Origin of the sequence: Cytobacillus oceanisediminis 2691, from assembly GCF_000294775.2 — a bacterium.
Lineage (GTDB): Bacteria > Bacillota > Bacilli > Bacillales > Cytobacillaceae > Cytobacillus > Cytobacillus pseudoceanisediminis.
In genome coordinates, this window is sequence record NZ_CP015506.1 from 5,374,259 (window position 1) to 5,388,386 (window position 14,128).

Genomic DNA, 14,128 nt, shown 5'->3' on the forward strand with positions numbered 1-14,128 from the left:
ATTTTTTATGTTGTCCAAAAGCATAAATTTCTCACCAAAAAGCACTTGTTGCCTATTAAACAATCAAGTGCTTTAAAATAACTGTATAATGTTCTTCATGTTAATACTTCTTTTTATTCTTCTGTGTCCTCATATAAATTATCTAAAAATTCATCAATATCATTTGCTAAAAAATACATATTACTCATATCATCTGGGTCTTCAGGTTCCTGTTCATGATCCCAAAAATAAATCTTGTCGTAAAAAGGTTCCTCCGTACCTAAGCATATAACATTGCCTGCTGGATCATCTGCTATTGGTATAAAGCCTTTAGCAAGCCTATATTCGTATATATCTATAACTTTTTCTAGATTATCGTACATTTCACCTATACCATTAAATACATTCAAAACACTTTTTCCCATTTTATCTGAAATAGTAAATATACTTTCTTTCGGGTATCCACCATTCCATTTAAGTAAAAATTCAGTGTATTTTTCTGTTAATTTCACACCATTATCTATTTCAAACTGTTTAATTTCTTCTATAGTAAGTTTCTTATGAGAACCTTCAATTTTGACCATTTTTATATCCTCCCTTATTTTTTTCCATTAACTGTCGATACTCCTCCCGTATGAGTAAATTGTCTATGAATATCTTTATCTACTAGAATCATCGTTTTCCCATTTTGATGATGATGCCAGATATATCCCACAGGTGGCTTATCTAATGCGGGCACAGGAGGATCAGAATCTTTACTTAATCCTGCCTCTACATTAGCATTTTTATAATCCAATGGACGATTGGTTGGATTTGCAATTTCAATTTCTACCGGCTTAACAGTTGGATGTGCATATTCAGTGAAGTCTGGATAACCATCAGGATACCTTACAGTCTGTCCCTTTTTATTTGTATACACCCAAGTGCCATCTTCATCAATTGTCACTTTACCGCCTTTCTTTGTCCATTTATCCGGGGCAGGCGAATATGACGGTTTAGTGGCAAGTTGTTCTTTGGTAAATTGGACTTCTAAATTACTTTTACCCGTACCCTTAACCCCAAACACATCATCAGTCACCGCCTTAATCTTCGTAAACGGATCATTAAGAACATTATACGGCACAGGCCCCTGAGCCAGTCTCCCTCCAGCCATGGCCGGTGTCTGAACCGGCGTGTAAATAGAAAGTGCCTTCTCTCCTTTACCAGCCTGGCCAACTGTCTTAGCAATGGTTCCAGCTTTCCCAATCCCCTTATCCCCAAGAATGCCAATTCCCAGGGAAGTCAGGCCATAGGTAAAGAAGGCTGTCCGGCTCTTGGCACTACCATTTATGACATCTCGCTCCCAGGCACTTGAGACAGCGGACCATATATATTTCGGCATATCCAGAGCCTGGCGTGCTTTTCCTATGGGGTCATTTAAAATGCCTAAATAAAATTCCCGATGCTTCCTTTGGTTTTCAAGAAGCTGGTCACGGTTAAACAGAAATTCATTGCCCAAAAACAACGGACTGAACGGCCCCATGATGGTCCGTCCCAGCTCATAGGTTGACTTCAGTCCTTCCCATGTATCTTCTATAGCTTTGGATGCACCCTCGATGACTCCTTCAGCCATATCATGAAGGATACTTTGCTCGCTTTCTGGATTGGGATTCGATATTTCCTCATGGAAATCCTTCCAGGAAAGAGTTTTTGGCTGATAATGGGTTAGAGATAAGTTGCCGCTTTGGAATATGACCGCCATTTTTTGGAGGTACTGGTTCATGAGGGATAAATCATGCAGGAGAGGGTCCAGTGCAGCCGTTTTCCGATGGTCGAAGTCATACAGTTTCTCAACGTTTCGCGGCTTGAATCCTTGGCTCGCTTTGATGCCTAGCGTTACCTAGTCTTTATGATTATTAATCACAGTATATTCGTCATTGGTAGCCCATTCCTAAGTGCTTCAATTCCATGTTGACCCTTGACTCTATTTGGTGCCCATACCAGGTTTTCAAGCCCCAAAATTGGATCAATGTCATATTCTTTTAATATTTCCTGTCCTTCTTTATACTAATTCCTGTTGAGCTTTCCCATTTCCTTTCTTAATACAATATGATGGGCATGAGGATCATACATATCACTTGGTGGTTCACCTTTGTTCTTTTTCAAATAAGCTCCATAATCAATTTGGTCAATATAAATAGAGTGATTTTTACCCTTAACTCCAAATACTTTCTCTGTCACCCTCTTGATCTTCGTTAAAGGATCATAAAGAACATTATATGGGAACGACCCCTGAGCCAGTCCTCCAGCCACTGCTGGTGTCTGAACCGGCTTGTAAATCGGAAGTGTCTTCTCTCCTTTACCAGCCTGGCCAACCGTCTTGGCTATCGTGCCTGGCTTTCCTATCCCCTTATCCCCAAGAATACCAATCCCAATTGAAGTCAGGCCATAGGTAAAGAAGGCTGTCCGGCTTTTGGCGTCTCCATTTACGACATCCCGCTACGAAGCAAAGAGAATTCGGCATGTCATCATAGACCCTTTTAAGTTCCCTAACAGAACAAAAGGTGAGCCAACATCTCCTGTAGCCCACCTGTGAATTCCTTTATAAAATTAGATAGATTCAATTCCTTAAATCCTATACCTATTATTTTATTAATTTTTGGTAGCTGGTTAAAGGTGCTTTCATTACTGTACCGAAAACGGGTTCAGTCCCAGTTGACATCAAGTGCAATTGATTAATAAGTATCCCTTGGATTCACCTCATTGTTTTTTTACCAGTTATCAATTCCTTCTTGAAATATGTCTATTACATAGTCGTCAAATGTATTATACCTTGGGTGTAAATCTGTCCCCGCCCTTTCCCAACTAAATACTCTGTCATCTTTAATATCTGCACTATACATACATCTAACAAATTCTCCCGAGTCCTCTAAAACAATTAAGTTCAAACCCAACCCTAATTTTCTCCATCTCTCTGTTGCATTAACTACAGATGCTCCTAAATTCCCCTGAACACCTTCAAGCTCCACTCCACATATTCCTCCCGAACCATATTTTTTTATAAAATTGCGGTAACTTCGAGGAAATTTAACTTTAAGTCTTTCTTCAGCCTTATTAATATATTCTTCTGATACTTCTCCAAAAAAATCATCTTCTTCACCATATTTTTCGATCATCTTTATAATTCTTTCATTCATCAATTAAACTCACTCCTATTACTCACTAGCACGCATTTTCCAATAGTTACTTCTAAAGTTATTATACATTTTTTCGAGTTCTGGATTATTCCTAAAACTTTTTCCATTTTCAACTAAACCATGTAGCGTCGAATCGTATTTATCATGAGTTAACTCCGCAATTTCAACCATTCCACCAGGTTCTTTTTGAACTAAATGGTGTAATTCAACTTTACTTTCCACTCCGTCTTTTACAATATATGGGGATTTCCCCTTTTCCATTAATTCTCCATTCGACTTTCCTAGTGCCTTCGGATTATTAGGTACATAATTTTTATCAATCTCAATTTGGTACACTCTTCTTGATACATCTACTTTCTTTCCTCCAACATTAACTGTTCCTTTTACTTCTACAGCAGTATACTTGTCATCTAGCCAATCTAATTCAATTTGTTCAGAAGATAATTTTCTTGATTTTAGCCCCGCAGCTTTGCCCGTACCCTTAATCCCAAACACATCATCAGTCACCGTCTTAATCTTCGTCAACGGATCATTAATAACATTATAAGGCACAGGCCCCTGAGCCAGTCTCCCTCCAGCCATGGCCGGTGTCTGAACCGGCGTGTAAATAGAAAGTGCCTTCTCTCCTTTACCAGCCTGGCCAACCGTCTTAGCAATGGTTCCAGCTTTCCCAATCCCCTTATCCCCAAGAATGCCAATTCCCAGGGAAGTCAGGCCATAGGTAAAGAAGGCTGTCCGGCTTTTGGCACTACCATTTATGACATCTCGCTCCCAGGCACTTGAGACAGCGGACCATATATATTTCGGCATATCCAGAGCCTGGCGTGCTTTTCCTATGGGGTCATTTAAAATGCCTAAATAAAATTCCCGATGCTTCCTTTGGTTTTCAAGAAGCTGGTCACGGTTAAACAGAAATTCATTGCCCAAAAACAACGGACTGAACGGCCCCATGATGGTCCGTCCCAGCTCATAGGTTGACTTCAGTCCTTCCCATGTATCTTCTATAGCTTTGGATGCACCCTCGATGACTCCTTCAGCCATATCATGAAGGATACTTTGCTCGCTTTCTGGGTTAGGATTCGATACTTCCTCATGGAAATCCTTCCAGGTTAGAGTTTTTGTCTGGTAATGGGTTAGAGATAAGCTGCCGCTTTGGAACATGCCCGCCATTTTTTGAATGTACTGGTTCATAAGAGTTAGCTCATGCAGGAGTGGGTCCAGTGCAGCCGTTTCCCGATGGTCAAAATCCTCCAGTTTTTCAACGGTTTCTTGGCTTGAATCCTCGGCTCGCTTTGTTGCCTGGATAAAGCGGCCATCTTCCAGCCGAGGAAGCGCAGCAATATCGCTTACGGACTTCATGATCTCATTCGCTTCCTCTGTCAGCTCAGCAGTGATCTGAAGAGTATTTTTCAGCCCCTGCTTGAGTTCATGGTCCAGGAATTCCTGGCGGATAAAGCCTGATGGGGAGGCTTCAAGTGCTTTCAATGAATCTATAAAACTCTTTAAATAGGATTGGTACTCGTCTATCCAGGATTCAAGGAATTGCAGGAAAGGCAGGTGGCATTCCTGGTAATACGCACTACTTACAGGACTCTTATGACCAGATGACAAAAATTTGTACTGACCCTTAGTTGAATGCTTACTTTAAATGACGATTGCAGCGAACAAGAACTTATAATGATGTTCTCCTGGAAGAGTATTGAAAGTGGCTGAGGATCGGGAGGTTTATTAGATAGAGAAATAAACAAATAGGAAAAGTGCCTTTTCCCTTTATAACATCTGGGTTGGGCACTTTTTTTATTGTTATTACTTCTGTAAGGTTCACCGGATTTTTTTAAAATTCTTCTGCCTTTTATTATTTATTCCCACGTTATGGTGTCGCCGCAGAAGAAGCAGCTGCCTGGTCGGCCTTCACACAATCAATTGCAACAACGAGTGCAACCATGATGGCTTCCATCTCTTCATCTAAAATTTGAACCTTGTAGCTGTCGCCCCAAGTAAACCACTCCTTGCTCACTTTCCCTGCAACTTCGCCATGCTGTAATACCTGAAAATCCATATCCCACCAATTACCTTGTACTTCAATGCCTGCCGAATCAATCGTATAGCGTGCTTTAAAGAAGGATAACTCCTTCTTAATCGTCAGCACCTCTCGACCATTTACCTCAACAAAAAATTTCGGTAAAAAGCTGAACACCTTTTTCGTAATGAGGGCTATTTCATCTCTTTCTGTATTCATAATGGAGAATGTTTTTGGAATTTGCATAAAACTTCCCTCTACATAATATACATCGTTCTCCTGCTGGTCCTTTACTGTAAATTTGCCACTAAGACTAAACACCTTCTGCTTTATATAAAGTTGCCTCACTTTATGACCCCCTTTTTATATAGCATATTACAAATTAGTATAATCTTGTTCTAACTGTTATGAAACATCAAGGAAGACCACCATGTAACTAATCGGATTTAAAAGCTGCTTATAATACGGTTCACTTTGCATTTATGGTAAAGCTTCCTAAAGTTCATGCTAACTTAATAATGAGTACAGTTGATATCCCATATAAATAGCCATAGCCCATATAATAAGAACGGAAACTTGATTCATATATTTTAAGAACTTACCATTTTTATCAAATTGACCAATTTTCCTTCCAGAAATCGCTAAGAAAAAGAACCAGATCCAGGAAATCATTATACAAGCCACGGTAAACACCCATTTCTCATATCCTGTATAAGCCAATGAACTAGTTCCTATAACTCCAATAGTATCCATAATAGCATGAGGATTAAGTAATGAGACAGAAGCGGCAAAAGTAACCTGACGACGTGCAGAAAAACGGTTTTGTTCTTGATTAGCGTTTATTTCGGGTGTGTTTTTCCACATAATCCAACCCATATAAACTAAGAAAAGGAATCCAACAAAAAATAACAAAACCTTTAACCATTCAAAACTAAAAACAATAATGGATACCCCGGCAACAGCCAAATAAATCAGTATTGTATCACAAACCCCTGCTGTAATAATTGCAGGTAAAGCATTGGTGAATTTGTTGTGTGTCGCTCCTTGATTAAATACAAATACATTTTGAACTCCTAAAGGTAAGATTAATCCAAATGCCAATATCATCCCATGAAATAATGGTTCCATTTTGATTCCCCCTATTCTTATCTAGAATAGCTAAGGACGAGTCATATGTCTCCAACCATTTGGATGGGAGTCTAACCAACCATTTGGTATAATTTTAAAAAATGATTGGAGATAGCCTATGTCTGAATTAGATTGGAAGCCAGAAAAAAATTCTGTTGTTCCTTTACATCAGCAAATATATGATTTTATGAAAAACAAAATAATGAACGGTGAATGGACATTAGGCACTAAAATACCACCATAAAGAAATTTAGCAAAACGATTTCAAGTAAATCGCAGTACCATTGTAACTGCACTTGAAGAACTGGCTGCCGATGGACTAATTGAATCTAAGGTTGGGAGCGGTACTAGGGTGATTAACAATACATGGAGCCTGCTTGCTTCCACTCCTCCTCCAGATTGGATTAGTTATGTAAAATCCGGTATTCATAAACCAAATATAAATATCATCCAAGAAATTAATAAAGCAGAAGCAGACCCTGCTATGATTAGGCTTGGGACAGGAGAACTTTCACCAGACTTGTTACCCAGCAAAAAAATGGGGCAAATACTGCAAATAGATACTGAGCAGTCTTTATCGCTTGGATACATGGAGTCTAAAGGGAGCCTATCTTTACGTAAAACCGTTAGTGCATATTTAAGAACAAAGGGAATTGAAGCTTCCCCCGAATCGATTTTAATTGTTTCTGGAGGACTACAAGCGCTTCAATTGATTTCTATTGGAGTTTTAAAAAGAGGCTCAACAATACTTCATGAATCACCATCCTATTTAAACTCCGTACACGTTTTCCAATCGGCTGGAATGAATTTATTGGGTATTCCACTTGACAAAGAAGGAATTAAAAGTGACTCAATTGGGCGTATGAAGCGGCAGCATCATGCGGCTATACTCTATACGATACCCACTTTTCACAATCCAACCGGCACATTAATGTCTGAAAAAAGGCGGCTTGAATTAATAAAGGTTTGTCAAAGGGAGTCTTTACCTATCATCGAGGATGATGTTTATGGCGATTTATGGTTTGAAAACCCTCCGCCAAATCCTTTGAAAGCTAATGATACACAAGGAAATGTCCTGTATATAGGAAGCATGTCCAAAACATTGAGCCCCGGTTTACGAATCGGTTGGATTGTAGGACCCGAACCTGTTATTGAACGTTTGGCAGATATAAAGATGCAAACAGATTATGGCTCAAGTTCCTTATCACAATATGCTGTAGACAAATGGCTTCGTATTGGTATGTATGAGGGCTTCTTAAAGGAAACGAAAGAGGAATTAAGATTCAGAAGGGATTTCACCATTCAAATTTTAGAGAAATATTTTTCCGATATAGCAACATGGAAGACCCCAAAAGGTGGATTTTATATCTGGCTTAAATTACTAACAGGTGTTTCCACCCGAAAGCTATTTAACGCAGCCCTTCGAGAAGGAATTTTATTAAATCCAGGTAGTGTGTATGATAATAATGATGATCAGCACCTTCGCATTTCCTATTCATATGCTTCAATGGATCAACTAGAAGAAGGGCTGGTTTATTTAGCACAACTTATTAAAAATTCTTCTATGAATTGAATTTATGAGGATACCGTAATAACGGTATCCTTATTTTTATAAACTTCTATATAATAAGGGTTTATCCAGGACAAGTTTAACTTTTTGTTTTAACACTATTGGTGATAAGGTTCTCCGTAATATATCTAAAGAGGTTTTTGGACTTACCTAAAAGAACAGAGTTATTTTTTATTACTATTGTAAAAAGAAGCATTGTATTGTTCATTATCTTTTTCCCTCAAGTTATCTGAGATCAATAACGCATCCTTATACTTTTTAAAATTTAAAATAAAAGCCGTTTTGTCCGTACTTTTCAAGTATAATGAACCATATTCAGAAAATGCATATAATAATTCTTGGAGAGAATTCTATACATATGATGAAAAAACAAAGAACGAGGTTTAAAAATGAATAAAAGAAGTTTTGCTGATTTTCATGTAAGCGAAGAAATAAAAAGAGCACTAGCTGTGTTAAAATACGAAACCCCAACAGAAGTTCAAAGTGAAGTCATTCCATTAGCAATGAAAAATCAAGATCTTGTCGTAAAAGCTCAAACAGGAAGTGGAAAGACTGCCTCCTTTGGTATTCCTGTTTCCGATATGGTTGAATGGGAAGAAAAAAAACCACAGGCCATAATTCTTACGCCAACTAGGGAACTTGCGGTTCAAGTCCGCGAAGATATTACGAATATCGGAAGGTTTAAACGCATTAAAGCTGTGGCCGTTTATGGAAAAGAACCTTTTTCGAAACAAAAGGATGAATTGAAACAAAAAACTCATGTAGTTGTTGGCACCCCTGGACGAGTCATGGACCATATTGAACGAGAAACCTTGATTTTGGATCAAATAAAGTATCTTATCATAGATGAAGCTGATGAGATGCTTAATAGAGGTTTCATCGATGAAGTGGAAGCGATCATCAAAGAGCTGCCTTCAAACCGAGTAACAATGGTTTTTTCTGCAACTCTGCCTAAAGATGTTGAAAATCTTTGCCATAAATATATGAAAGATCCTATTCAGATTAAGATTGAATCGACCAAGGTGACGGCCGATACCATTGAACATTCTTTAATTGAAGTGAGAGAAGAAGAAAAGATCTCACTCCTTAAAGACGTCACGGTTGTAGAAAATCCAGACAGCTGCCTGATTTTCTGCCGAACCAAAGAACACGTTGATACTGTGTATAGCGAACTAGATAAAGCTGGATATCCTTGTGAGAGACTCCATGGGGGGCTGGAGCAAGAAGACCGATTCTCTGTTATGGAAGGTTTCAAACTGGGGAACTTCCGCTATCTCGTGGCCACTGATGTAGCTGCCAGAGGTATTGATATTGATAATGTGACACTTGTCATCAACTATGACGTTCCTATGGAAAAAGAGAGCTATGTACACCGAACCGGAAGAACAGGCCGTGCTGGAAATAAAGGAAAGGCCATTACGTTTTCAACACCTTTTGAAGGAAAATTCATTAAAGCCATTGAAAGATACATCGGCTTTGATCTACCTGCTAGAGAAGCACCCAGCCATCTTGAAGTGGCTGGTGGAAAAGCTGCTTTCGAAGAAAAACTTAACAACAGGCGTATTGTAAGAAATAATAAAACAGCCCGAATCAATCAAGATATTATGAAACTCCATTTTACCGGCGGGAAAAAGAAGAAAATCCGCGCTGTTGACTTTGTCGGAACGATCGCAAAAATCCCTGGAGTCACAGCAGATGATATCGGCATTATCACCATCCATGATCAAATGTCTTATGTTGATATTCTGAATGGAAAAGGCTCATTAGTTTTACAAGCCATGGAAAATGCGACCATCAAAGGGAAGAAGTTAAAAGTAAGCAAAGCGATTAAATAAGTAGAAAAAACTTAAATCCCCCTCACTTTATTAGATGAGGGGGATTTTCATTGGCCGGCTTAAACTTCTAATAAACCTTGCTTACTTATGGTACGGTTCACCGTAGTTATTTAAGAGGCAAAAAACAGACAGGGTGAAATTTTTCCTGTCTGTTTTAGTTTATTCAGTCAATTGTTAATTTGAATAATAATTAAGTCTTGGTTATTACTACATCACTAACTAAAGGAGTTTCTAATAATGTAAACAAACCAGTTAGAGGTTCCCTGCTATTTAAGTTTAGAATTTATAAATTCTTTGGCAGTAAATAACATTCCCTTAGTAAAACCTTCACTTTTTGCAGAAAAAAATGTCTAGGACATTTCTTCCTAGACATAAACTCTCAAGATCTTTTTATACATTGGATTCTTACTTTTCTTTAATAAGTGGCATTTATTTTAAGGAAAGATTAGTTCCTGCGGCAATTTCATCAACGGGTTGTCCTACTAGTAACCATTTAACAATGGAAATATTATTGGCTTAAAATTGCTTCCCACTCTTCATTTCCCAAATAGAATTAATCTCTTTAGCCCATATTCATAAGAGGAAAAAGGATCTAATGATAAAATAATTACTTACTTTTCATTTCTGTATGGATAGAATTAAGTTTTTTACTCGTTTCCTTTTTTATTTTTTCTCGTTTCTCCAAATCACTATTCTCTTTAAGAATTATGAGTATTGCTTCTTTTAGAGGTTCATAATTTGCTAGACAATCTTTTTCAGTCAGTTGGTGTAGACCCTTACTAAGTATCCCATAAATAAAAGTTTTATTTTCATTTAGATAATCAGGAATCTTACCTAGCTCATGTAATTGTTTTACTTTTTCTTGCATTTTTTTCTTTTCAAAGTCCTCTTCTCTAAGCAATCCTTCTGATATAGCTGTTTGAGCTTTCAAGATGATTAGCCTTTCAAAAATTCTCCTTAAATAAAGAAACGCTGCCACTCCGTAATTGTGAGTCTTTAGTATTGTTGCAGTCCTAAAATCTTTCTTGGATACATTATCCTTACCAAAAATCTCATCAAGATTTTTGAATTTTTCAAAGTCCATGATTGAAGGATATTGTCCCGTTTTGATTAGGTAACCATCTTCCGTTAAATGAAAAATAACATACATTTTATGTTTATGTTTAGATGTGCAATGGAATTTAAGTTGAATTGTGTTAGTTTCGCCGAACACCTTTTCAAAAAATTCTTTCGCACGACTTTGTAACTTTTCCAGTGCATATTGCTCGTGTGCCTCATTTTCCTCTGCTGAACTAATATTTGTCCCTATTGTCAATATATCATCTGTATCATTATCAAGAATTGCTTCAAGTCCATTGCTTACAATATAATTATCTCTCTTACACTCTGGACAATAAGAATAGATATTATGCTCCTTTAAGAAAATCGTTTTTAAAAATCTAAAATCCATCCCTTCAATATATTCCGTATGATTAAGAATAGTGGGACCAAATTCCTCGTTATAATCTAAAACCTCTATTTCATCTCTTGATTCAACTTCTAAATCAAATTTTATTTTTGTATATAAAGGAAAACTGAAAAGTAATGAGGACCCCTTACCAACAAAATCAGTAATTTTGATTTCCAAGTAAAAACCTCCTTTTGAACAAATCCTAATATTGTAACCTTAATAGTCAATACCTATTGCTTGCTTGAAACCTCTTGCGGAGGGTGGATAATTGTCCATGTCTTCAAAAAGTCAAAGACACTAGATTTTTCCGTAAGGATAGCAACGTTATTCTTACTTCGTGTAATCGCTACGTAAAACTGTGCTATTACTGTATCGGACATTTTGTGATTCCCTTTGGTAACATGGTTTTCCATCTCTTTAGTAGGAAGTATTAAAACATTTTCATAACTTAACCCTTTCGATTTGCCAAAAGTTATTGATTCAAAATTTATATCTCCGTCTAATTTGGATATAAATTTATTTAGCGAACTTACATTGTAATAAAGTAATGTTGGTTTATACTGTTCTATAAACTTAGATACATTATCCATGCTGACCAAGTATGTACCTATATCTTCATGGACAACACTCTTTGCTGTTCGCATGTTAAGGTCACTATACAATGTGTTTGCCAGATCGCAAACTATCTGAGGACAACGATGGCAGACATCTAAGCTTTCAAGGGTGTCATGTCTTAATACTTCGGTAAAGAAATTAAAGATATTAACCCCTCTATACCTGCTGAGGAAACGGTCTGAGTTTGTTGAATATGTTGCCTGCCGATGGTCTCCTACAACTACGAGATTTAGGTTAGATTGGTAGATAGCCTCAATTATTTTTAAATCGTATCCCCCCATATCTTGTACCTCATCGATAAGAATTGTAGAATAGATTTTTTCAAGCCTATCAATGATTACACCAGCAGAAGCTTCTAAAATTGCATGACAAAATTGCGCCAACCTTTCATAATAAAGCCTTCCTTGAGAATCGTAGTAATATCTCCAATGAACAGCTTTTACACCTTTTAAGCGAGGGATTTCACCTAACGAACAAAAATTAAACACTCCTATTTCGGGTCCACCCAACACCTTTCTATATGGCTTAGCGCATTCATTAAGTAAGAAGTCCGTCCATGTCTTACATTTTATGTTCTTCGGAATTATTCCTACTGACTCCATAAGGTCAGATTTCATAGAGTTTAAATTTGCATTCGTATATGTGAGGTATAATACCTTGCCTTCTTGATAGTTCTTTACTGCTTCACCAATTAACAACGTAGTCTTTCCAGTACCAGCAGCAGCTTTAACAATTCTTTTATTGGATGGCATCATTAATATACTCCGGAAAATTTAATTGTATTTCGCTGTTTGAAAATACTTTTAAGGCCCAATCTGTTTTGTTACTAAGCATATACTCAAGCAATTCTTCCTCAGTTTTATCAGGTTTTCCAAGTATTGTTTTTAACTTCTCATAATTACTGGCATCACATTTTAACACTTGTGGTTCTAAGGTATTTAGCTCATTGTTTTGGCTAAAACACAACTTAATTGTGCCACCTTTGTATTCCTTATATTTGTTGTCAATATTCTTTTCATAATCATGATCGTTATCGGTAACCACAATAGTTTCTATACTTAGCAATTTTGCTATATCTAAAAATCTTTTAAATGAAAGGCCATTTACTGATATAACATCTATCCCGTCATCTATTGGTAGTTTATTATATTTTTGATGATAGGCTTTTTGAATAATCAAATCATCTGCTGGGCCTTCGACTAATATAACCTTCTTAGACAATATAAATCTCAGAGTGTCATAGCTCGGTAACTTTTGAAAATAGCTTCTTGTATCCTTTGGCAATTGATTTAACTTTCCACTTCTGTTTTCACCAAGCAATATAACATTTTCCATTGCCATTTTATTTAACACATATGAACTGTGGGTAGTAATAATCAATTGCTGATCAGAACATTCCGATATGATCTTATCTAATAAAATCCTCATGTTTGAAAAGGAAAGATGACTCTCCGGTTCTTCTATAAGGATTAAGTTTCTTGCAGGCTTCCTATTTCCAATTGACAGGGTAGTCTTGATAACGTTCTGTTCCCCTTTACCTATATAATCGAAAGGAATATTGTCCATGAAAGCAGCAATGGCGGATTCCCATGTCGCCCTTTGAGTCACATCTAACGATATCGATAAATTTCTAGTATCGTCTAACATAAGATTTTTCTTCTGGTTTAATACTTCATTTATGGAAGCAATATTAGGATCTTCACCAAATCTCTCCTTATAACTTCTGTATAGAACAGCCAGATTAGCCTTTTGCTTTTCATCTAAGACATCTGAAATAATCTTCATAATATACTTTTGAGAACTAGCAGCGAGATTTGTCGTGGTTGAATCAATCAGGTGAGATTTTATTGGAATTGATCTTGTAGTAATCGTTGTACCTGTAAAGCTTTTCCATTCGACTGTATAGTACTCAGTTGGGATATGTATTAAATTTTCGTTCTTAATATACTCTTGATATTCCTCGCGATAATGCTCATTGAATTTAATAGAGAATACAAACCCCGGCAAATTGGTATTATCGCTATTCTCTAAACCTATCAATTCATTAAGATCCGAATCTTCTGACACCGAAAAGTATAATTCTATTTTTGTTTCAGGAGGGTTGATTTTATTATCCACTTTTACTGCCTCAATAAATTGGTTTACTACTTTTCTATTAAATATGTATGGAGATAACTCATAATAGATTGGCTTCCCATTTATGGTCCCTGTTAAGGCTAAGTGGATTGCTTCTAGTAATGTCGATTTTCCAGCACCGTTGTTTCCAATCATAATTGAGTAATTATTATCAAATTCCAAAGAGAATTCCTCGAACTTCTTGTAATTAAAAATTTTAATTTTTTTTAATAACATCTT

11 protein-coding genes and 1 pseudogene are annotated in these 14,128 nt (G+C 36.8%); 2 read left to right on the top strand and 10 right to left on the bottom strand.

Annotated features, from left to right (window positions below; genetic code table 11):
• Positions 1 to 113: 113 nt before the first annotated feature.
• From A361_RS26780 to A361_RS26810, 7 genes are all read right to left on the bottom strand, one after another.
• Entirely contained in the window at positions 114 to 563 is a 450-nt protein-coding gene (locus tag A361_RS26780) for an SMI1/KNR4 family protein (protein WP_019383520.1), read from the bottom strand.
• Between the two features lie 14 nt (positions 564 to 577).
• Positions 578 to 1,720, bottom strand: a complete 1,143-nt coding sequence (locus tag A361_RS31055) for an HNH endonuclease (RefSeq protein ID WP_236887955.1) — start codon at positions 1,718 to 1,720, stop codon at positions 578 to 580.
• Between the two features lie 305 nt (positions 1,721 to 2,025).
• Positions 2,026 to 2,271 carry a hypothetical protein gene (locus A361_RS30100; protein WP_071158161.1) on the bottom strand — a complete coding sequence of 82 codons (246 nt, stop codon included), beginning with the start codon at positions 2,269 to 2,271 and terminating at the stop codon, positions 2,026 to 2,028.
• Between the two features lie 458 nt (positions 2,272 to 2,729).
• Positions 2,730 to 3,155: an SMI1/KNR4 family protein gene (locus A361_RS26795; RefSeq protein ID WP_026041605.1), complete on the bottom strand. Its 426-nt coding sequence runs from the start codon at positions 3,153 to 3,155 to the stop codon at positions 2,730 to 2,732.
• An 18-nt stretch (positions 3,156 to 3,173) separates the two neighbouring features.
• Positions 3,174 to 4,766, bottom strand: coding sequence for a T7SS effector LXG polymorphic toxin (locus A361_RS29610; RefSeq protein ID WP_082919423.1), 1,593 nt, complete (start codon positions 4,764 to 4,766; stop codon positions 3,174 to 3,176).
• 259 nt (positions 4,767 to 5,025) lie between these two features.
• Positions 5,026 to 5,523 carry an LURP-one-related/scramblase family protein gene (locus A361_RS26805; RefSeq protein WP_019382797.1) on the bottom strand — a complete coding sequence of 166 codons (498 nt, stop codon included), beginning with the start codon at positions 5,521 to 5,523 and terminating at the stop codon, positions 5,026 to 5,028.
• Positions 5,524 to 5,682: 159 nt separating this feature from the next.
• A complete protein-coding gene (locus A361_RS26810; protein ID WP_009332436.1) occupies positions 5,683 to 6,303 on the bottom strand; it encodes a LysE/ArgO family amino acid transporter in 621 nt (206 codons plus the stop codon).
• A 118-nt stretch (positions 6,304 to 6,421) separates the two neighbouring features.
• Here A361_RS26810 and A361_RS26815 point away from each other — a divergent pair.
• Together A361_RS26815 and A361_RS26820 are read left to right on the top strand one after the other, a co-directional pair.
• Positions 6,422 to 7,876: pseudogene (locus A361_RS26815) on the top strand (PLP-dependent aminotransferase family protein).
• Positions 7,877 to 8,262: 386 nt separating this feature from the next.
• Entirely contained in the window at positions 8,263 to 9,708 is a 1,446-nt protein-coding gene (locus tag A361_RS26820) for a DEAD/DEAH box helicase (RefSeq protein ID WP_019382800.1), read from the top strand.
• Between the two features lie 607 nt (positions 9,709 to 10,315).
• Here A361_RS26820 and A361_RS26825 read toward each other — a convergent pair.
• The 3 genes from A361_RS26825 to A361_RS26835 are packed head-to-tail and all read right to left on the bottom strand — an operon-like array spanning position 10,316 to position 14,125.
• Positions 10,316 to 11,335: a hypothetical protein gene (locus A361_RS26825; protein WP_019382801.1), complete on the bottom strand. Its 1,020-nt coding sequence runs from the start codon at positions 11,333 to 11,335 to the stop codon at positions 10,316 to 10,318.
• Positions 11,336 to 11,388: 53 nt separating this feature from the next.
• Positions 11,389 to 12,528, bottom strand: a complete 1,140-nt coding sequence (locus tag A361_RS26830) for a UvrD-helicase domain-containing protein (RefSeq protein ID WP_019382802.1) — start codon at positions 12,526 to 12,528, stop codon at positions 11,389 to 11,391.
• Entirely contained in the window at positions 12,512 to 14,125 is a 1,614-nt protein-coding gene (locus A361_RS26835; protein ID WP_019382803.1) for an ATP-dependent nuclease, read from the bottom strand. Before A361_RS26835 ends, A361_RS26830 begins: the two co-directional genes overlap by 17 nt.
• Positions 14,126 to 14,128: the final 3 nt, after the last annotated feature.

Coding starts and splice junctions, on each gene's coding strand:
- A361_RS26780 (WP_019383520.1), bottom strand. CDS start 563: ATGGTCAAAATTGAAGGTTCTCATAAGAAACTTACTATAGAAGAAATT.
- A361_RS31055 (WP_236887955.1), bottom strand. CDS start 1,720: ATGGCGGTCATATTCCAAAGCGGCAACTTATCTCTAACCCATTATCAG.
- A361_RS26795 (WP_026041605.1), bottom strand. CDS start 3,155: ATGAATGAAAGAATTATAAAGATGATCGAAAAATATGGTGAAGAAGAT.
- A361_RS26810 (WP_009332436.1), bottom strand. CDS start 6,303: ATGGAACCATTATTTCATGGGATGATATTGGCATTTGGATTAATCTTA.
- A361_RS26820 (WP_019382800.1), top strand. CDS start 8,263: ATGAATAAAAGAAGTTTTGCTGATTTTCATGTAAGCGAAGAAATAAAA.
- A361_RS26830 (WP_019382802.1), bottom strand. CDS start 12,528: ATGATGCCATCCAATAAAAGAATTGTTAAAGCTGCTGCTGGTACTGGA.
- A361_RS26835 (WP_019382803.1), bottom strand. CDS start 14,125: ATGTTATTAAAAAAAATTAAAATTTTTAATTACAAGAAGTTCGAGGAA.